This is a genomic window from Dongia sp. (assembly GCF_041906375.1).
In the GTDB taxonomy this organism is placed as follows: Bacteria; Pseudomonadota; Alphaproteobacteria; order Dongiales; family Dongiaceae; genus Dongia.
On record NZ_JAYRJJ010000003.1, the window covers coordinates 134,439 to 153,666 of the forward strand.

Consider the following 19,228-nt stretch of genomic DNA (forward strand, 5'->3'; position numbering starts at 1 on the left):
CTGCCGAGAAAATGACCGACCGAGCCAGGGATATGCATCAGATGGGCGTCAGTTCCGACAGGCGTCGTAGCCTAGCATCGTGCGGGCCGGTCATTGCCGTCATCATTTTGCTCGTGATCGGCATCGCCGTGGCTCTGCTGGTGCAGGATTATCAAGCCGTCAGCGCGGCCGGCCGGCAGCGCACCGAGGCGTTGGCCAAGATCGCTGCCGCACATGTGCAGCAGACGCTTTCCGCGATCGAGGTCAGCATGCAGGTGCTGGATCGGCCGCCGGAATCGCTCGATGATGCAACGGCAGGCCCTGGTGAAACGGTCGAGCAGGTGCTGGCGCGCGTCATCCGTATCATGCCGGCACTGAGCAACATGCAGGTGCTGGATGCGGCGGGCGTGCCGGCCATTTCGGCATATCCTGTGGCCGATCAGTCGAGCAATGCTGCCTTCAACTATCATCGTGGGCATGCCGGCGACAGCATTCGCCTGGATTGGGAAGGTCCGCTTGCTCCCAGCCTGCTCATTTCGCGCCGCATCAGCCGTCGCGACGGTTCTTTCGCGGGAGTGATCCAGGGCACGCTCGATCCGCACTATTTCGACACGTTCTTTGCGGCGCTGGGCGGGGACACTGTCAGCCTGCGCCTTGCCCATGGAGCGGCATTGGTGACCTATCCGCCGGAGCCGGCAGCGCCGACGGCGCAATTCATGGCGAGCGAAACCCTGCGTGGCTTACCGCTGCAGATCGATGTCGGACTGAGCCGGGCGGCGGTCCTGGCGCCGTGGGAAAGCAAGCGCAACGTCGGGGTGGCGCTGGCGGCCAGCCTCATCCTGCTGCTGCTCGGCGGTGTCGTTGCCACCCGGCGGCACACGGAACAGGCTGTGGCGCTCGCTGCCCTCGAGGCAAAAAGCCGCGTCGAAGCGGCCGCCCGCAGCCGTGCCGACGAGCTCAGCCGCCGCAAATCGGATTTCGTCTCGCAGATGAGCCATGAACTGCGCACGCCGCTCAATGCCATCATCGGCTTTTCCGAGGTGATCAAATCGGCAAGCTTCGGTCCGGTGGGCCAGCCGAAATATCAGGAATATGCCGACGACATCCATTACAGCGCGCAGCATTTGCTCTCGGTCATCAACAACATTCTCGACCTTTCTAAGGTCGAAGCCGGCAAATGGCATATGGCCGAAGACGAGGTCGCCTTGGCGGACCTATTCGATTCCCTGCAGCGCCTGGCGGCCGAGCGCGCCTCGCGCGAAAATGTGCGCCTGACTTTCCAATCGGCAGCCAATCAGACGATCATCCGCGGCGACAAGCGGACGCTGCTGCAGATCATGCTCAATCTCACCATCAATGCGATCAAGTTTGCCGGTCCGGACCGGCAGGTCGACCTCGACGTGCGCGCGCTGCAGGATGGCGGCCTCGCGATCAGCGTCGCCGATCACGGTGACGGCATGACGGCGGATGAACTGGAAAAAGCCATGAAACCCTTCGACGCGCCATCGCAGGGGCTCAATCGCAAGAAGCAGGATACGGGCCTGGGACTACCGCTTGCGGCAGCTTTCGCCGAATTGCATGGCGGAAAGGTGGAACTGGAGAGCGTGCCGGGCCTCGGCACGACGGCGCGGCTCATTCTGCCGGCTGTCCGGGTGCAGGTTGCGCCGCGCGCCCAGACTCTGCATTGAACCGTCCCTGGATTGATATATCCCGGCACTGATTCCTTAGTGCGCGAAATCGGGCAGTATCACCTCAAGAAACTCGGTGCCGTTTGCAGCACCGACCGAATAGGCTGCATCGGCCGGGAGGACGACGCTGTCGCCGGCGCCGAGCTTGTGCTGGCCGATGGATTGGCCGGCGAGGTCAAGGGATCCCTGCAACACGAAGAAGAACAAGAACTCGCCGCCATGGGGCGGCGCGTCGGCCGTCGTCCCCTGCAAGGGGCGGACGACGCGGACGCCGGCAAGGCCATCGGTTGCCGCCCCGATGCCGATATCGCGCGCCTCGAATCCGGCGAGGCGCCACGGTTCCCAAGCAGCCTTCGCGGCGATGTGGCGCACGAAGCGCTGGTCGCCGTAATAGCGCCCGGGAATGAAGCGGCCGGTGGGCAATTCCATATTGTGATCGGCAAAGGTTTCATGGATGGCTGGGCAGCCGATCTCGATCACCTCAAGCCCATTCGAGGCTTCGAGCACCCGGTGGCGGATCTCGGGCGGCTGCAGCACACAATCGCCGGCCTCCAGCAGAAAGGGTTCCCCCTGGTCTTCATAGACGAGCTTCGCCCAGCCGGTTTTGCAGAAGATCATCTGAAAGCGGATCTTGTGAAAATGCACATAGTCCGGCACCGGTCCGCCATTCGGGATGCGGATATGGGACGCTACGAAGCGTCCCCCCAGCCGGCTGGGGATAAGGTCGCGGTACTGCATGCCTGCCCGGCCGACGCCCCATGAATTCTGACCACCGCGCGACAGGACGAATTCCTGTTGGCCCTCCGGAATGACGAGCGGCACCTGCACGTCGACCAGCTGGATGCGGGTCCCGCCGGGTGCGATGAGTTCGTCGGCTGTGTCGGCGGGAAGGGCGGCCAGATCGCAAAGCAGACGCAATTGCAGCGGCGTCTGATTGCCCGGCAGCTTGCGCTGCTCAAGGCGCAGGGTGACGCCATGGCCGGAGATGACTGCAAGCGACGGCGAATCCGCCGGCATGATCAGATTGACCTTGAAGCCCAACTGTCCGGTGAAGAATTTGAGTTCGGCGGCGAGATCGGTGCAGGGCAGCACAATCTGCGCAGCGCGGATCTGCGGGGCGATGGGGATCGGGCTATCAGCAATCATGATTCCGGCTCGTCTGGTGATGCGACAGTTCTAGTCCCGGCCGCAGCGGAAGGCAATTTCAGCGATGGATGGCGATGGCACGGGCCGGAAATCCGGAACCGTCCTTGGGCTTGGGCCAACTCGCCATGATGAGGGCGCCTGCCGCGGGCACCTGATCCAGGTTCGTCAGCATCTCGATCTGCCAGCGATCCTGCGACAGCACATAGCGCTCAAGGCTGTCATCGCCTGCTGAAACGGCGAGGCCGGGGTCGGTATCGAGCTGTTCATGCCCGATGGCCGTGATTTGCCGGTCCTCGATGAGGTGAGCGAGGACTTCAAGAGACCAGCCCGGGCAGTGTGCACGGCCGCCCGCATCACGGTTGTGCATGCGTGCTGCATCCGGCCAGCGCTGCGACCAATCGGTGCGCAAGGCCACGAAACTGCCGGCGGGAATGCGGCCGTAGCGGTCCTCCCATTTGACGACATCGGCCAGGGTCGGCGTTGCATCGGGATCCGTCGCCGCGCGCCCGCTGATATCGAGCACGGCCAGCGGCAGCAGCATCTGCGCCGCCGGGATATTGTCCAGCGTGCGGCCGCCTTTGATGTAGTGCACCGGAGGATCGACATGGGTGCCCCATTGCCCGACATGGGCGTAGTGATGCACCTGGCAGTCATGGCCGAGCGAATAATCCTGCAGCAATGTGCGCTGCTCGTCGGGAAAATCCGGGAACCTGGGCTGACCCGGAAAGAAGGCGTGGGTGAGGTCGGTGAAGACGGCGCCGGCGAATGCCTCGCGGAAGACCGGCCACAGGCCAAGCTCTCGATTGCCGTCCATCATGTCAGCTCGCCTTTTTGCGAAGATCGTGAATGCGGTTGAGGAAGCTCCGCAGCACCACATTATCCTCGGCTCCCTTCTTGTGCAGCAGGAAGAAGGGAGATTCGTACTCATTCTCCGGTCCGAGCGGCAGTTTCTGAAGGCGCCGCTGCCACCCGATGAGGCCGGCATAGTGGATGGGCAGGAAGCCGATGAAGCGTCCGGACAGGATGAGGGCTGCCTGCGCCTCCATCTGCTCGACCACGGCGCCGGCCTTGAGATGCCCGACGATCTCGAGGTCGAAACGATGCAGATAGCGCCTGGCGACGAAGGGATGCTGCCGGATATCGGCAAGGCCCACCTTGCGCCGACCGAAGAGCGGGTGCCCGTCGGCGCAGAACATCGCCTGCCGTTCGCGGTAGAGAGGCAGATAGGTGACGGCTGTTGATGCCTCCCGCGCCGGCTTGACGAACGGGCCGATGGCGATGTCGCGCGACCCGTCGGCGACCGCGCGCGCCATGGCATCGGGTGAATCGATCGACAATTCCAGCACCACCGATGGTGCCCGGGCGGCAAAGGCGCCAAGGATCGCCGGAAAGTCGAAATCCGGGTTGCTCAGCATGGCATCGACCGTGCCGATCTTGAGGGCACCCTTCATCTCGCCGGAAACGTCGGCGGTGACTTTCTGGAACCGGTCGACGGCGCTGAAGAGATCGCCGCTGGCTGCATAGAGCTTCTCGCCGGCCGCGGTCAGCGCAAAACCGGCGCGCCCCCTGCGGCACAGGCGGAAGCCCAAACGCTTCTCGAGTTCGGCCAATTGGGTCGAGATGGTGGATTGGCTGAGGTTGAGTGCCACCTGTGCCGCCGCCAGCCCGCCGGATTCGACGATGGTCGTGAAGACGCGCAACAGCTTGAGGTCGATGTCGGTGAGACGATGCATCTGTTACATCGGAAAAGTCGATATATTGCCGATTATCTTCTCTTTATTCGGAATGTAAAGCCGTGCCATTTTGCCGAGGATCCAGCCACGGAGAGTCTTGCCATGAGCCAGAATGCCTACGAAACCGGCCGTCTCAACCTACCCTTTGTCGGGCACTGCACCTTCGCCAAACAGCCGATCTGCACCGACTGGGACAATATCCAGGCGGATGTCGCCGTTCTCGGCGTCCCTTACGACATGGGCACGCAATACCGCTCCGGCGCACGCTTCGGCCCGCGCGCCATTCGCGAAGCTTCGACGCTGTTCTCCTTCGGCCATGGTGGCGCCTATGATTTCGAGGACGACGTCGTCTATCTGCCGACTGACCGGGTGCGCATCGTCGATATGGGCGATGCCGACATCGTCCACACCGATACGGTGAAGAGCCACGAGAACACGCGCTTTGCCGTGCGCAAGATTTTGGCAAGTGGCGCCATGCCGCTGGTCCTGGGCGGCGATCATGCTGTCCATGCCCCGGTAATCGAGGCCTTTGCGGGGCAGGAGCCGGTGCATATCGTGCATTTCGACGCGCATCTCGATTTCGTCGACGAGCGCCATGGCGTGCGCTACGGCCATGGCAACCCGCTGCGCCGCGCGTCGGAAACCGGGCACGTCACCGGCATGACGCAGCTCGGCATCCGCAACGTGTCCTCCTCCAACCGCTCCGACTATGACGCGGCGCGGAATTTCGGTTCCAAGATCCTGTCCGTGCGCCATGTGCGCAAGCTGGGCACGCAAGGTGTGCTGGATCTCATCCCGAAAGGCGTCCGCTATTACGTTACCATCGATATCGATGGATTCGACCCGTCCATCGCCCCGGGAACGGGGACGCCGAGCCATGGTGGCTTCCTTTATTACGAAGTACTGGAGATCCTGCAGGGTCTCGCTAAGCAGGGCGATGTGGTCGGCATGGATCTGGTCGAAGTGGCGCCGCCTTATGATCCAACCGGCGTCACTGGTTTTCTGGCCGCACAATTGCTAATGAACTTCCTCGGTTTCATCTTCGAGGCGCGCCATCAGCGCGGCCGCTAACGCTCGAATTTCCAGGAGACAAGATCATGACTTATGACGTTGCCGCCATTCGCGGCCAATTTCCGGGCCTCAAGCGGCTGCAAAACGGCGAACCGGCCGTGTTCTTCGACAATCCCGCCGGCACGCAGATGGCACGGCAGTCGATCGACCGCATGGTCTGGGCGATGACTGAGGTGAACGCCAATCTTGGTGGCCAGTTCGAGACCTCGATCCTTGCCGGCAAGCTGGTCGACGATGCCCATGAGGCGGCCAAGGATTTCGTCAACGCGGCCAGCGTTGAGGAAATCGTCTTCGGTCAGAACATGACGACGCTCACCTTCATGATGTCGCGCAGCCTGGGGCGCGAGTTGAAGTCCGGCGACGAGATCGTCGTCTCGCGCATGGACCATGATGGAAACGTGACGCCCTGGGTCATCATGGCCGAGGAACGTGGCCTCAAACTGAAATGGCTCGACTTCAGCCCGGAGACCTTCGAATTCGACCTGACGCAGGTGGGCAACGTCGTGACCGACCGCACGCGCCTGGTTGCGGTGGGCTATGCCAGCAACGTCACCGGTACCATCAACAATGTGAAGGCGATCGCTGCTGCCGCGAAAGCCGCCAGCGGTGGCAAGGCGCTGGTCTATGTCGATGCTGTGCAGTTCGCGCCGCATGGCGTCATCGACGTGCAGGATATCGGCTGCGATTTCCTGGTCTGCTCGGCCTACAAATTCTATGGCCCCCATTACGGACTGCTCTGGGGCAAGCGGGAGCATTTGGACCGGCTGACCGCCTACAAGGTACGGGCAGCCACCGAAGAATTGCCGTCGAAATTCGTCACCGGCACGACCAACCGCGAAGAACTGGCCGGCATCATGGGGGCGATCGAATATTACGAATGGCTGGGCAAGAATTTCGGCGGCGCCACAAATCCGGCGCTGACCCGTCGCCAGCGCATTGTTGCTGGCGTCGAAGCCATGCTGCGCCATGACCACGATCTGGCCGAACGGCTGATCGCCGGACTAAGCCAGGTCAAGAACCTCCGCATCATGGGCATTACGGACCGGGCGGCCTTCAGCCGTCGAGTGCCGACCGTGTCCTTCGCGATGGACGGGTGTGACCCCACCGAAGTCGCGAAATTCATGGCGAGCCAAGGCATCTATGTGTGGGACGGCCACAATTACGGTGTCGAGCCGGTGACGCGTCTGGGTCTCATCGACAAAGGCGGCGTCGTGCGTGTCGGCCCCACCCATTACAATACGCCGGGGGAGATCGACCGCTTCCTCGGCGCCCTTAACGTCTATCTGCAGAAGCGGTGATGCAAGGTATGTGCTAGTCTCGGCCCGCGAACAATGTGTCGAGGGCCGAGACATGCGCCGGATCGCCGCTATCCTGTTTCTGAGCCTGTGGGCTCTGACGCCTTCCTATGCACAAGACACCGAAGACGCCGAGCGGCTGGCTGAGCAGGGTTTGGCGAAGATCCTGCAGGCCTTGGATCTGCTCATGAAAACGATTCCGCAGTATTCCGCGCCGGAAGTGCTGCCGAATGGCGATATCATTATCCGCCGACAGCATCCTGAAGACGAACCAAATCAAAAGCCCCGGAAAGAGGACGATGAATCAAGCGACGGCACAGAAACCTGAGCCCTGGCAGCGCCTGCGCGCGCTTGGCGCCCTGGCACCGGGCGGAGATTTTACCCTTGAACCGACAGCGTCCGGGCCGCTCGACGGGCTCACCTTCGCCATCAAGGATCTCTACGACGTGGCGGGTCGCGTCACGGGCGGCGGTAATCCGGACTGGCTGCGCACCCACCAGCCGGCGAAGGCGCATGCCGCCAGCGTGACGCGGCTGCTCGCGGCCGGCGCGCGCGCTATCGGCAAGACCATTACCGATGAAATGGCGTTCAGCCTCAACGGGCAGAATTTCCATTACGGTACCCCGCGCAATTCGGCGGCACCCGACCGCATTCCCGGCGGGTCCTCATCCGGATCGGCTGCGGCAGTGGCGGGCGGTGCCTGTGATTTCGCGCTGGGGACAGATACCGGCGGCTCGGTCCGCATTCCCGCAGCGCTCAACGGCATTTTCGGCATTCGCCCCAGCCATGGCGTGGTCGACGATCGCGGCGTGATGCCGCTGGCCAGAAGCCACGACACGGTGGGCTGGTTTACGCGCAGCGCCGATCTACTGGCCAAAGTGGGTGCCGTGCTGTTGCCGGCCGATACCGGGGACGAAAGCTCTTTCAGCGAAGCCTATCTGGCGCGCGATGCCTGGGCGCTTGCCGACCCGGCCGTGGCGGCAGCACTTGTACCGGCGCGGGACAAGGCCGTGGCGGCAATCGGACCGGCCATCGACATGACGCTCGCAGCCGATTGTGGCGGTCTTTCCGCCTGGCGCATGGCCTTCCGCTTCCTGCAGATGCGCGAAATCTGGGCCGAGCACGGTGCCTGGATCGACAGCGCGCAGCCCCGCTTCGGCCCGGAAATCGCCGAACGCTTCGCCATGTCGAAGGAAGCGGCCGCAAAGGCGGATACTGGCGAAGCGGAACTGCGGCACACCATTACCCGGCGCCTCGACGACATGCTGTCGGCAGACGGCATCCTGATCATCCCGACCGCTGCCGATATCGCGCCATTGAAATCGATGAGCGCCGCGGATTCGGCCGGGTTCCGCGACCGCACGCTGAGCCTGACCTGCATCGCCGGTCTCGCCCGCCTGCCGCAGGTGACCCTGCCGGCCGGCGTCGTGCAGGGTGCCCCGGTCGGCCTTTCGCTCATCGCCCGCCACGGCCGCGACCGGGCCCTGCTGGACCTCGCCGCGCGACTCGCACCGGATTTTCTTTCCTGAAGGGCAAAAAAAGTTGCGAGGGCTGTCGAAAGTGGCTGATCTCGAGCGTCTGTCCGGGTGAAAGGCATGCGGTGGGCGCGTGCCCGTTCGGCCCGGAGGAGGGGCTAAGTCGATGAAATACATGTTGATGGTCTACGAGAACGAGGCGTCTTTCGGCGACAAACGGCCGGATCCCGGTCTGATCAAGCGGCATATGGAGTTCCAGCAGGACATCAAGGTGCACCATGTCGGCGGCGCCGGTCTCAAGGGTGTCGCAACGGCAACGACCGTGCGCACCGATGGCGGCAGGCAGGTCGTCCATGACGGCCCCTTTGCCGAGACCAAGGAGCAGTTGGGCGGCTTCTATCTCATTGACGTGCCGGACCTCGATGCGGCGATCGGGATTGCCAGGAAGCTGCCGCTCTTCAAGAACGGCGCGGTCGAGATCCGACCACTGATGACGGCGGATGCCGACTAGGTCGCTTGAAGAGGCTGTGCGCAACGCGGGCGGCCGCATCATTGCGGCGCTCGCTGTGCGTTTTCGCAATCTCGACCTGGCCGAGGAAGCCTTCGCCCAGGCGAGCCTGAAAGCCGCTGAACATTGGTCCCAGCGCGGTATTCCTGACGATCCGGCGGCTTGGCTTTACCGGGTCGCGGAGCGCTGCCTGCTCGACGCGCTGCGCCGGAATCGACGTGCCGTGGCAATGCCAGAGCCGGTCGAAGCGGCGGCGAGCGCTGAAGAAATGCTGATGGATGACCGCATGCTCATTCCGGATGAAAGGCTGCGCCTCATTTTCATCTGCTGCCATCCGGCGGTGGCGGTTGAAGCGCGCGCGGCGCTGACACTGAAACTCGTCTGCGGTATCTCGACAGCGGCGATCGCGCGCGCTTTTCTGCTGGCTGAACCGACGCTCGCCCAGCGATTGGTACGGGCCAAGCGCAAGATCGCCGAGGCCGGCGTCCCCTTCGAGCTGCCGGCACCGGCGCATTGGCCGGAGCGGCTGGATGCGGTCCTCACCACGCTGGAGATCGCCTATGCCATGGCGCACGAGGATGCGGCCGGGTCGGGTCCGCATGCCGGCTTCGCCACGGAGATGCTGGAGCTGACGCAACTCCTTGCCGACCTGCTGCCGCAGGAGGCGGAGGTGCTGGCGCTGGCTGCCACTGTCCGCTTTGCCGAAGCCAGGCGACCGGCACGACTTGCCGATGACGGGGCCATGGTGCCGCTTTCCGAACAGGATCCGGTGGATTGGCGCCAGCCCATGATCGGCGCGGCGCGGCGCTATCTCGCCCGCACGGAAGCGGCCGAACCCAGCCCGCGCATCCTGCAGGCAAGGATTCACGGATTGTGGTGCAGTCGCCGAAGCCTGACGGATCCGGCCCCATGGCCGCAGGTTCTCGAAGCATACGAAATGCTGCTCGAGCGGCGCGACGATGCCGTCATTCGATTGAATCGCGCGGTCGCCTTGGCCGAGGTTGCTGGCGTTGATGTGGCCTTTCAGGAAGTGTCGCGGCTGGACGGTGCCGCACTCGCCAGCTTCCCACCCTACCATGCGGTCCGCGCCGACCTGTTGCGCCGCATGGGACGGACCGAAGACGCGTTGGCGGCTTACGACGCCGCCCTCGCGCTGGCCCCGGGACCGGCGGAAAAGCTGTGGCTTGCGCGCCGCCGGAACGAGCTTCAGCTGTCGTAGCTGAGAAGGCTGTGGACGGGAGTCTTGAAGCGCTTGCGGCCGTTGAGGAAAGTCAGCTCGATCAGGCAGCCGATCGCCACCACATCGGCGCCGACTTTTTCCAGCAAGGTGACGGCCGCCGCCATGGTCCCGCCGGTCGCCAGCAGATCGTCGAGCACGATGACGCGCTGGCCCGGCCTGATCGCCTCGGCCTGGATCTCGATGACGTCTTGGCCATATTCCAAATCATAGGCATGGCGGATGGTCTCGCCCGGCAGCTTGCCGCGCTTCCTCACCATGATGAAGCCCGTGCCCAGCCGGTCGGCCAAGGGGGCCGCCACCAGGAAGCCGCGGGATTCGATCCCGACCAGGACGTCCGGCCTGTAGGCGCCCAGAATGTCGGTCAGCCGGTTGAGCGCCTCGTGCCAGGCGCCGGCATGGGCGAGCAGGGTCGAGATGTCATAAAAAAGGATTCCCGGTTTGGGGAAATCCGGGACGTGGCGGATATGTTCTTTGAGATCCATCGTGACCTGAAACGGTTAGGGGAGGTGGCGCCGGCCGCTCGTCTGGCTGTATAAGCCATTGACCCAGGCGGGGAAAGACCAAAGCGGAAAGGGCAGGCAGGCATGCGCAAGTCGCAGCGGATCGACAAGGTGGACGTCAAGATTCTGACCGCTCTGCAGGCAGCGGGCCGGGTCAGCAATCTGGAACTGGCGGCCAAGGTCGGCCTCTCCGCCAGCCCCTGCCATACGCGCCTGCGGCAGATGGAAAAGCAGAAGATCATCCGCGGCTACCGGGCCGATATCGACCTCGCCAAGGTCGCCGACCATGTCGAGATCCTCAGTTTCGTGACCCTGCACAAACACGGCCGCGCCCAGCAGGGGGCGTTCGAGAGGCTCATCGACGACACGCCTCAGGCCATTGCCTGCTATCAGATCTCGGGCAATTTCGACTATATCGTCCACTTCGTCTGCCGGTCCGTGGGTGACTATGTCGAGATCCACAACGCCCTCATAGAGCAAGACCCGAACATCGCCTCGGTCACCACCAACGTGATCATGTCGGAGACCAAGAAGTTCGCCGGCTATCCGCTGAAGGAACTGATCGATCCGGGCGAGCTGAAGGCCGAATAGGGCCGAAGCAGAAAAATCTTCGGGTGAGGGGCCCCAACCTGCGCAGATATTCTGCGTTGGCGCCCATCAAAAACGACAAATCCTGCTAAGCAAATCTTATCTATTCTCCCGCCATGATGGCATTCGCCGCGTGGGATTCGCCCCTTCGATGGGGGTTTCCAACGCGGCGATTTCATTTTCGGGGTCCCAAAAGCCCCCATCCGCCCCCCAGGGGACGATTTGGGAAGGAAGAATAGGCAGATGACCAAGATTGCGGCCGTGCAAGTGAAGTCGAAGTTGGCGAAGTCGAAGAAGGCCAGCCAGGAAGTCAGCGCCCGTGACCTGACGGCGACCTCCTTGCGGGCGCAGCTGGCACCCCAGGCGGTCATCGCCAATGATGCCGGCCCCCGGCCCGAACGCGCCTTGCAGTTTCTCAATGACGAGAAACCGGCGACACCCTGCCTCGTGGTCGACCTTGACGTCGTCGAGCGGAAATATGCGGCCCTTCGTGCCGCCCTGCCGCAGGCCGAGATCTTCTATGCCGTGAAGGCCAATCCGGCGCCGCAGATCCTCGATCGGCTGGCAGCCGCCGGCTCGAGCTTCGACACCGCCTCGTCGGGCGAGATCCGCTCGGCCCTGGCCACGGGCGCCACGCCGGAGCGCATCTCCTTCGGCAATACCATCAAGAAGCCTTCGGATATCGCCTGGGCCCATGGCATCGGCGTGAAGCTGTTTGCCTTCGACGCCATTGAGGAATTGCGCAAGATCGCCGCCCACGCGCCGGGCGCTGAAGTCTATTGCCGCATTCTCATCGAGGCGGAAGGGGCCCTCTGGCCGCTCAATCGCAAATTCGGCTGCGTGCCGGAAATGGCGACCGAACTCCTCATCGAGGCCCAGGCCTTGGGCCTGAAGCCGGCGGGTGTTTCCTTCCATGTGGGCTCGCAGCAGCTCGATCCCAGCCAGTGGGACCGCGCCATCGCCAGCGCCAAGACCGTGTTCGACGGTTGCGCCAAGGCTGGCGTCACTTTGAATCTGATCGATCTCGGCGGTGGTTTCCCGGCGGAATACGCCCCGGGTGTTGCCGGCATCGACGCCTATGGCGCCACGATCGCGCATGCCCTGAACCAGAGCTTCGGCAACGCCTGGCCGCGCCTCATCATCGAGCCCGGCCGCTACATGGTGGCAGATGCCGGTGTGATCGAGGCTGAGGTTTTGTTGGTCTCGCGCAAATCGGCGACCGAGGAGCGCCGCTGGGTTTATCTCGATATCGGGCGTTTCGGTGGTCTCGCCGAGACCGAAGGCGAGGCGATCCGATACCGAGTCGAGGCGCTGGATACGGTGGCGACCGCGACCGGTCCGGTGATCCTCGCCGGGCCAACCTGCGACTCAGCCGACATCCTCTATGACAAGGCCAATTACCGCCTGCCTTTGGACCTCAAGGCCGGCGACCGGGTGCGTCTGCACTCGACCGGGGCCTACACGACCACCTATTCTGCCATCAATTTCAATGGCTTCGACCCTCTGAAGGCCTATTTCATCTGAGCCCGAGGCGGTTCCATCATTGCTGTGCGAGGACGGGCTGCTAGACTGCAGCCCGTTTTGCATTTGAGGCACTCATGAGCGACCCCGGCTGGGTCAAATTCAGCACCAGCGGCAGCATGGCCATCTGGTCATGCGGTGGGGCTTGGACCATCGATCACGCAACGCGCCTGTCCCGCGACCTCGCCATTCCGGCCGAGGCGAAGGGGAAGGCCGCGCTTATCGACCTCGCCGCCATCGATCAACTCGACACGTCCGGCGCCTGGCTCATCCGTCGGCACGGCAATGCGTTGGTCGGCGCCGGCTTCAAGGTGGAGACGAAGGAGGGCGACCCGGATCTCGCCGTCCTCCTGAAACGCGTGGTCGAGACCCAGGATGTGCTGCCGGCGGAACTGCCGCGACGTAACCTCGGCGACAAGGTGGCGGAGGTTGGCGCCGCAGCCGAGGCCATCCTGATTGAAAGCCGCGATCTCGTTGCCTTCTTCGGCGGATTGATGAGTGCCTTGGCGCGCCTTGCCGTGCAGCCCTGGAAGCTGCGCTGGAACGCGATTTTCTCGCATCTGGAGCAGACAGGCCTCAATGCCCTGCCCATCGTCGGCATGATCAATCTGCTGGTGGGCGTCGTCCTGGCCTTCCAGGGCGCCGATCAGCTGGCGCGCTTCGGTGCGCAGACCTTTACCATCAACATGTTGGGGATCTCGGTGCTGCGTGAGATGGCGGTGCTGCTGACCGCCATCGTCGTCGCCGGCCGGTCCGGATCGGCCTTCACGGCGCAGATCGGGACCATGCAGGTGAATGAGGAAGTGGATGCCTTGCGTACCATCGGCCTCGATCCGATGGATGTGCTGGTGGTGCCGCGCGTGCTGGCGCTGATGGTGGCATTGCCGCTCCTCACTTTCTTTGCCGACATGATGGGTCTGCTGGGCGGCGGTCTCATGTGCATCGCCCTGCTCGATATCAGCTTCGGCCAATATCTGAGCCTGCTCAACCAGGCGATCACGGTCACACATTTCTGGGTCGGCCTGATCAAGGCGCCGTTCTTTGCCGCCCTTATCGCCCTGATCGGGTGCTTTGAGGGCCTGCGCGTGTCGGGCAGCGCCGAAAGCGTCGGCCGACTGACCACCCGGTCGGTGGTCGAGGGCATCTTCCTGGTCATCATCGTCGATGCGCTGTTCTCAATCCTCTTTTCCTATCTGGGGATCTGACGGCATGGCGCAGAAACAGGACAACGTCATTTCACTGCGCGGCATCGTCAACCGCTTCGGTGCCCAGATCCTGCATGACGGGCTGGATCTCGATGTGCGCCGCGGCGAGGTGATGGGGATCGTGGGCGGTTCAGGTACCGGTAAATCGGTCCTGATGCGTACCATCATCGGCCTCAATCGACAGGCGTCTGGCACCATTTCTGTGCTGGGCCAACGCATGGACCAGATCAGCGACGCCGAGCGGACCAAGATCGAAGCGCGCTGGGGCGTGCTGTTTCAGAACGGCGCACTATTTAGCTCGCTGACCGTGGCTGAGAATGTACAGGCGCCGATGCGCGAGCACACCGATCTCAGCCCACAGTTGATGGACGAATTGGCGGCTCTTAAAATCCGCCTCTCCGGCCTGCCGGCCGAAGCGGGCGCCAAATACCCATCGCAGCTTTCGGGCGGCATGAAGAAGCGCGCGGGCCTGGCGCGCGCGCTGGCACTCGATCCGGACATTCTCTTCCTCGACGAGCCGACGGCGGGCCTCGATCCGATCGGGGCGGCTGAATTCGACCAACTCATCCGCAATCTGCAACAAAGTCTCGGTCTAACGGTGATCATGATCACCCACGACCTCGACTCTCTGGTGGCGATCTGCGACCGAATCGGTATCCTCATTGACCGGCGCATACGGGTCGGGACGCTTCAAGAGCACTTGAAGGATGAACATCCCTGGATCAAGGAGTATTTCCATGGTCCGCGCGCCCGTGCCGCGGGTATCGGCGCTTGATAGACAGTTAGAGCAGGATTGAACGCATCATGGAAACGAGGGCTCGGCATCTGGCGGTTGGCAGCTTCGTGCTGCTGCTCCTGGCGGGCGCCTTCATTTTCGTGCTGTGGGCGGCGAAATTTCAGGGGCAGGTCTCCTACAATGCCTATTACGCCCGCTTCTCCGGATCGGTGTCGCAATTGCGCGTCGACAGCACGGTCAATTTCGGCGGTATTCCGGTCGGTCGCGTGACCGATGTCCGCATCGATCCGGATGACAGCGCACTGGCCCGTGTCGATTTCCAGGTGCGCGCCGGGACGCCACTGCGCGTCGATTCACAGGCGACCCTGGAATTGCAGAGCATCGCCGGCGGTGTCGGCATGTCCTTGAGCCGCGGCAGTTCCTCCCAGCCCTTGCTGCCGCCGGGTAGTGAAGTGCCAGCGGCCGCTTCGGCGCTGGAACGCCTGACCCGCCAGGCGCCGGACCTTGTCGCCAAGATCGACCGCATCGCCAACAACCTCAACGCCATGCTCTCGCGCGAAAACCAGCAGGCGCTGACCGATACGCTCAACAATCTGCGTGACCTTTCCAAGGGCCTGAAGGACCGCGCGCCCGAAATCGATGCCCTGATCGCCGACAGCAATGCCGCGGTGAACAATGTCGGCGAAGCGGGGGATGAGTTCCGCAAGCTGGCTTCCGATCTGCAGAAGACGCTCGGGCCAGCCGCGAGGGAAGCGCAGAAGGCCGTCGACTCTTTTGAAAAAATGGCAAAATCCTTCGAACAGACCTCTGATCAGATGAACGCCATGGTGGCAGAGAACCGCGAACCGCTGAAGCAGTTCTCCGGCACGGCGCTTTACGAAGCGACTGACCTCATCGCGCAGCTGCGCGATCTCGTCGCCTCCATGGCCCGCATTTCGCAGGAACTGGAGCGCGATCCGGCGCGCTTCTTCCTTTCGGACCGCAGCAAAGGTGTGCCCGCCCCATGATCGATTTTTCTGTTCATAACACCAGCGACCAATCGATCAGGCCGATCAGTCGACGCGGGCTTCTCATTGGTGCGAGTGGCCTGCTGGCCGGCGGTTTGCTGACGGGATGCGGTATCGTCCCCGAGGTCAACACGCCGCTCAATCTCTATTCCGTCTCGCCCAAGGTGGCCGACGTAACCAATCCGCCGTCGCTCGACTGGCAGCTGGTGGTGGCTGAGCCCAAGGCCGGCGCCGATCTCGCGACCAACCGCATCGCGCTGAGCCGCGCTGCCAACCGGATCGAATATTTTGCCGAAGGCGTCTGGTCGGACGCGGCCCCGGCATTGGTGCAGTCGAAGCTGATCGAGGCCTTCGAGGATGTCGTGCCGCAACTGGCCGTGGGGCGCGATTCCGCCGGACTGAAGCCCGATTATATCCTGCAGTCCGAACTGCGCGACTTCCAGGCGGCCTATAGTGGCAGCAGCGGCGAGGCCGTGGTCCGCATCACCGCGAAGCTCGTCAAAATGCCGGAACGCAAGATCGTCAAATCGATCGCCGCCGAAGCGCGCCAACCTTCGGCAGGCGGCGGCCTCCCTGGCATCGTCGCGGCGTTCGAAGCGGCACTGGGCGACGTTTTCAACCAACTCATCGCCGGCGTCCTCGCGGCACCCCAATCCTGATCCATCACCAACCAAAAGATCTCAGCATCATGTCCCACGTTCTGCATCGCGACCTTCGCAATCCGCTGCCCGCCGCCGTCAAGGGCGATGGCGCCTATGTCATCGACAGTGCCGGCAACCGCTATCTCGATGCCTCGGGCGGACCGGCCGTCTCTTGTCTCGGGCATAGCCATCCCAAGGTGATCGAGGCCGTGCGGCGCCAGGCGGGTGAGATCGCCTTCGCCTATTCCGCCTTCTTCACCCACCCGGCGATGGAAGCCTTGGCTGACAAGCTGGTGGCGCAGGCACCGGCCGGGCTCGGCCATGCCTTTTTCGTCTCTGGTGGGTCGGAAGCGATCGAGGCGTCGATGAAGCTTGCGCGGCAGTATTTCCTGGAGATCGGTCAGCCGCAGCGACGCCATTTCATCGCGCGCGAGCGCAGCTACCACGGCAATACGTTGGGCGCCTTGTCCCTGGGCCATGACGTCAACCGGCGCCAGACCTATGAACCCCTGCTGCTGCCGGTGACGCATATCTCGCCCTGCTATGAATATCGCGAGCGGCGCGCCGATGAGAGCGCCGAACAATATGGCATCCGCATTGCTGGCGAACTGGAAGCGGCGATCTTGAAACAGGGTCCGGATACGGTTGCGGCCTTCTTTGCCGAACCGATCGCCGGCTCGTCATTGGGCTGCGCCGAACCTGTGCCGGGTTATCTGGCGCGGCTGCGCCAGATCTGCGACCGCTATGGGGTATTGCTGGTGTTCGATGAAGTGATGTGCGGCATGGGCCGGACCGGCCACCTCTATGCCTGCGCCGAGGATGGTGTCACGCCGGATATCCTCACCATGGCGAAGGGACTCGGGGCCGGCTACCAGCCGATCGGCGCCTTCCTCGCCCATGACAAGATCGTGTCGGCTCTTGAGAAAGGGTCGGGGCAGCTGAAGCACGGGCATACCTATGCGGGCCACACCATGGCGTGCGCGGCTGCACTTGCCGTCCAAGAGGCAATCGAGGAAGAAAATCTCCTGGCGCGCGTGCGTGACCTCAGCGGCAAGCTGCGTGCCCGCCTCAACGATGCATTTGGCCAGCATCCACATATTGGCGACATCCGTGGCCGCGGTCTGTTCATCGGCCTCGAACTGGTGGCCGACCGCGAGACCAAACAAGCCTTTGATCCAGCGGATAAAAAATGGCTGCAATACCGCAAGGCGGGGATGGCGGAGGGATTAATTACCTACCCGGCGGGCGGTTGCATCGACGGAAAGAGCGGCGATCACATCCTGCTGGCGCCCCCCTTCAACCTCACCGACGGGCAGCTCGACGAGATCGTCGACAAGATGGGCCGCGCGCTCAAGCAGACGGTTGGATGAGAGCTAAGTACGTGATTGCGCGAAATTTTAAGTATCGACGGCCGGCGGCGTTGTCACTACTTTAACGAATTGTGGATTAGGTGTTTTTGATGGCACCACGACAGGGCAATGAGCCGCCCCTCAGACTGGAGTAAGCCTCGATGGCAGGCATGCTAACGGAAGCCGATGTCCGCAAATTGATGACCGACCCGTCGCCGGATGCGCGGGTCGAGACGGCGACCAAGGTCGCGAAGGCGTTCTACGAAACCGAACTGACGGCTGCCGAAAAGCAACTCGCTGAAGAAATTTTCCGCGTCATGGTACGCGACGCCGAAGTGCGGGTGCGCGAAGCGCTGTCGATCAATCTGAAAGCCAGTCCGGAGCTGCCCAAGGATGTAGCGCTGAGCCTTGCGCGCGATGTCGAAATCGTCTCCCTGCCGGTGCTGGAATTCTCGACCGTTCTGTCCGATGTCGACCTCATCGAAATCATCCGCATGTCGAGCGCCGAGAAGCAATCGGCCGTGGCGCGCCGCGCCAGTGTTTCGGGCGAGGTCGCGAACGCACTGATCGACCACGGCAAATCCGGGGCCGTCGTGGCGACGCTGGTCAACAATCCCGGGGCTTCACTGAAGGATGCCGAATTGGAGAAGGCTTTCTCCAAATTCGGCGCCGATCCTGTCGTGAACAATTCGCTGGTGGCGCGGGCCAACCTGCCGCTGCGCATTTCCGAAAAGATCGTGGCGCGCGTTTCCGAATCCCTGCGCGAGCATCTGCTGTCGCATAAGGAAATCTCGGCTGAAATGGCGGCCGATCTGGTGCTGCAGGCGCGTGAGCGGGCGACCGCCGGTCTGCTGCCGCCGGGGACGAAATCGGCCGATGTGGTCGATCTGGTCAAACAGCTGCGCGACAACAAGCGGCTGACGCCGTCGCTGATCTTGCGCACACTCTGCACCGGCGATCTCGTCTTCTTCGAAGCGAGCCTGGCGGTGCTGGCCAACATGCCGATCGTCAGCGCCCGTGTGTTGATCCATGACGAAGGCAAGCTCGGCTTGCAGTCGATCTATCAGCGCACACCCCTGCCGGCCAATCTGTTCCCGGCCTTCCGCGTCGCCTTCGATGTGGCACGCGAGATGGATTATGACGGCGGAGCCAACGACCGGGCGCGTTTCTCCGCCCGCGTCATCGAACGCGTTCTCACCCAGTTCGAGGATATCGGCAACGACAACCTCGAATATCTCATGAAGAAGTTGAAGCAGCTCGCAGCATGAAAAATCTCATTATTTCTCTCGGAGCGCTGCTGGCGCTGTCCGCCGCTCCTGCCTATGCCTGCGACCAGCAGGAAGCGGTCGACCTGATGGTCAAGGTGTCGACGGCGCTGGGTGAAAAGGCGGCTGCGGCCACGACCGAGGAAGACAGCCAGCGTGTCGTCGCGGCGAACGGCCGCATGAATGAGGGCGGCGAAGCCCTGGCCGCCGGCAATCCCGACAAGGCCTGTGAAATCTACCGGGCCGTTGCGAAGGATGAGGGTATTCCGCTCGAGTGAGCT

General features: G+C 63.1%; 20 protein-coding genes. 16 read left to right on the plus strand and 4 right to left on the minus strand.

Features of this window, described 5'->3' with window-relative positions:
• Positions 1-41: 41 nt before the first annotated feature.
• Positions 42-1,667 carry an ATP-binding protein gene (locus tag ACE3OA_RS12105; RefSeq protein WP_374311033.1) on the plus strand — a complete coding sequence of 542 codons (1,626 nt, stop codon included), beginning with the start codon at positions 42-44 and terminating at the stop codon, positions 1,665-1,667.
• A gap of 36 nt (positions 1,668-1,703) precedes the next feature.
• On the opposite strand, the gene ACE3OA_RS12110 is transcribed toward ACE3OA_RS12105, so the two are convergent.
• From ACE3OA_RS12110 to ACE3OA_RS12120, 3 genes are read right to left on the minus strand one after another with little or no spacing between them, the layout of a single operon-like run.
• Positions 1,704-2,813, minus strand: coding sequence for a cupin domain-containing protein (locus tag ACE3OA_RS12110; protein WP_374311035.1), 1,110 nt, complete (start codon positions 2,811-2,813; stop codon positions 1,704-1,706).
• 58 nt (positions 2,814-2,871) lie between these two features.
• Positions 2,872-3,630, minus strand: coding sequence for a cyclase family protein (locus tag ACE3OA_RS12115; protein WP_374311036.1), 759 nt, complete (start codon positions 3,628-3,630; stop codon positions 2,872-2,874).
• A gap of 1 nt (position 3,631) precedes the next feature.
• Entirely contained in the window at positions 3,632-4,546 is a 915-nt protein-coding gene (locus ACE3OA_RS12120) for a LysR family transcriptional regulator (protein ID WP_374311037.1), read from the minus strand.
• A 102-nt stretch (positions 4,547-4,648) separates the two neighbouring features.
• Between ACE3OA_RS12120 and speB the strand changes: the two genes are divergently transcribed.
• The 6 genes from speB to ACE3OA_RS12150 all read left to right on the plus strand — a co-directional run bounded on the left by speB (position 4,649) and on the right by ACE3OA_RS12150 (position 10,114).
• Positions 4,649-5,617 (plus strand): agmatinase, encoded by a 969-nt coding sequence (gene speB, locus ACE3OA_RS12125; protein WP_374311038.1) that lies wholly within the window; start codon positions 4,649-4,651, stop codon positions 5,615-5,617.
• A gap of 26 nt (positions 5,618-5,643) precedes the next feature.
• Positions 5,644-6,915, plus strand: coding sequence for a cysteine desulfurase-like protein (locus tag ACE3OA_RS12130; protein WP_374311039.1), 1,272 nt, complete (start codon positions 5,644-5,646; stop codon positions 6,913-6,915).
• 52 nt (positions 6,916-6,967) lie between these two features.
• Positions 6,968-7,240, plus strand: a complete 273-nt coding sequence (locus tag ACE3OA_RS12135; RefSeq protein WP_374311040.1) for a hypothetical protein — start codon at positions 6,968-6,970, stop codon at positions 7,238-7,240.
• Positions 7,212-8,441, plus strand: a complete 1,230-nt coding sequence (locus ACE3OA_RS12140) for an amidase (protein ID WP_374311041.1) — start codon at positions 7,212-7,214, stop codon at positions 8,439-8,441. The genes ACE3OA_RS12135 and ACE3OA_RS12140 overlap by 29 nt, the downstream gene beginning before the upstream one ends.
• Before the next feature lie 112 nt (positions 8,442-8,553).
• Positions 8,554-8,898: a YciI family protein gene (locus ACE3OA_RS12145; protein ID WP_374311043.1), complete on the plus strand. Its 345-nt coding sequence runs from the start codon at positions 8,554-8,556 to the stop codon at positions 8,896-8,898.
• Entirely contained in the window at positions 8,888-10,114 is a 1,227-nt protein-coding gene (locus ACE3OA_RS12150) for an RNA polymerase sigma factor (RefSeq protein ID WP_374311044.1), read from the plus strand. The genes ACE3OA_RS12145 and ACE3OA_RS12150 overlap by 11 nt, the downstream gene beginning before the upstream one ends.
• Here the strand turns inward: ACE3OA_RS12150 and ACE3OA_RS12155 are convergent.
• On the minus strand, positions 10,102-10,617 hold the full coding sequence (locus tag ACE3OA_RS12155; RefSeq protein WP_374311046.1) for an adenine phosphoribosyltransferase: 516 nt from the start codon (positions 10,615-10,617) through the stop codon (positions 10,102-10,104). The genes ACE3OA_RS12150 and ACE3OA_RS12155 overlap by 13 nt on opposite strands.
• A gap of 102 nt (positions 10,618-10,719) precedes the next feature.
• On the opposite strand from ACE3OA_RS12155, the gene ACE3OA_RS12160 reads away from it, so the two are divergent.
• The 9 genes from ACE3OA_RS12160 to ACE3OA_RS12200 all read left to right on the plus strand — a co-directional run bounded on the left by ACE3OA_RS12160 (position 10,720) and on the right by ACE3OA_RS12200 (position 19,225).
• On the plus strand, positions 10,720-11,226 hold the full coding sequence (locus tag ACE3OA_RS12160) for an Lrp/AsnC family transcriptional regulator (protein WP_374311047.1): 507 nt from the start codon (positions 10,720-10,722) through the stop codon (positions 11,224-11,226).
• Between the two features lie 240 nt (positions 11,227-11,466).
• On the plus strand, positions 11,467-12,747 hold the full coding sequence (locus ACE3OA_RS12165) for a type III PLP-dependent enzyme (protein ID WP_374311048.1): 1,281 nt from the start codon (positions 11,467-11,469) through the stop codon (positions 12,745-12,747).
• A gap of 74 nt (positions 12,748-12,821) precedes the next feature.
• On the plus strand, positions 12,822-13,949 hold the full coding sequence (locus ACE3OA_RS12170; protein ID WP_374311049.1) for an MlaE family ABC transporter permease: 1,128 nt from the start codon (positions 12,822-12,824) through the stop codon (positions 13,947-13,949).
• Positions 13,950-13,953: 4 nt separating this feature from the next.
• The gene (locus ACE3OA_RS12175) at positions 13,954-14,724 is read left to right on the plus strand and encodes an ABC transporter ATP-binding protein (RefSeq protein WP_374311050.1); all 771 of its coding nucleotides are present in this window, start codon (positions 13,954-13,956) and stop codon (positions 14,722-14,724) included.
• Between the two features lie 29 nt (positions 14,725-14,753).
• Complete coding sequence (locus ACE3OA_RS12180; protein ID WP_374311051.1) at positions 14,754-15,692, plus strand: MlaD family protein; 939 nt, start codon at positions 14,754-14,756, stop codon at positions 15,690-15,692.
• On the plus strand, positions 15,689-16,351 hold the full coding sequence (locus ACE3OA_RS12185) for an ABC-type transport auxiliary lipoprotein family protein (protein ID WP_374311052.1): 663 nt from the start codon (positions 15,689-15,691) through the stop codon (positions 16,349-16,351). The genes ACE3OA_RS12180 and ACE3OA_RS12185 overlap by 4 nt, the downstream gene beginning before the upstream one ends.
• A 29-nt stretch (positions 16,352-16,380) precedes the next feature.
• Positions 16,381-17,703 carry an aspartate aminotransferase family protein gene (locus ACE3OA_RS12190; RefSeq protein ID WP_374311053.1) on the plus strand — a complete coding sequence of 441 codons (1,323 nt, stop codon included), beginning with the start codon at positions 16,381-16,383 and terminating at the stop codon, positions 17,701-17,703.
• A gap of 140 nt (positions 17,704-17,843) precedes the next feature.
• Positions 17,844-18,950 (plus strand): DUF2336 domain-containing protein, encoded by a 1,107-nt coding sequence (locus ACE3OA_RS12195; protein WP_374311054.1) that lies wholly within the window; start codon positions 17,844-17,846, stop codon positions 18,948-18,950.
• A complete protein-coding gene (locus ACE3OA_RS12200; RefSeq protein WP_374311055.1) occupies positions 18,947-19,225 on the plus strand; it encodes a hypothetical protein in 279 nt (92 codons plus the stop codon). Before ACE3OA_RS12195 ends, ACE3OA_RS12200 begins: the two co-directional genes overlap by 4 nt.
• The last annotated feature ends 3 nt before the right edge of the window (positions 19,226-19,228 follow it).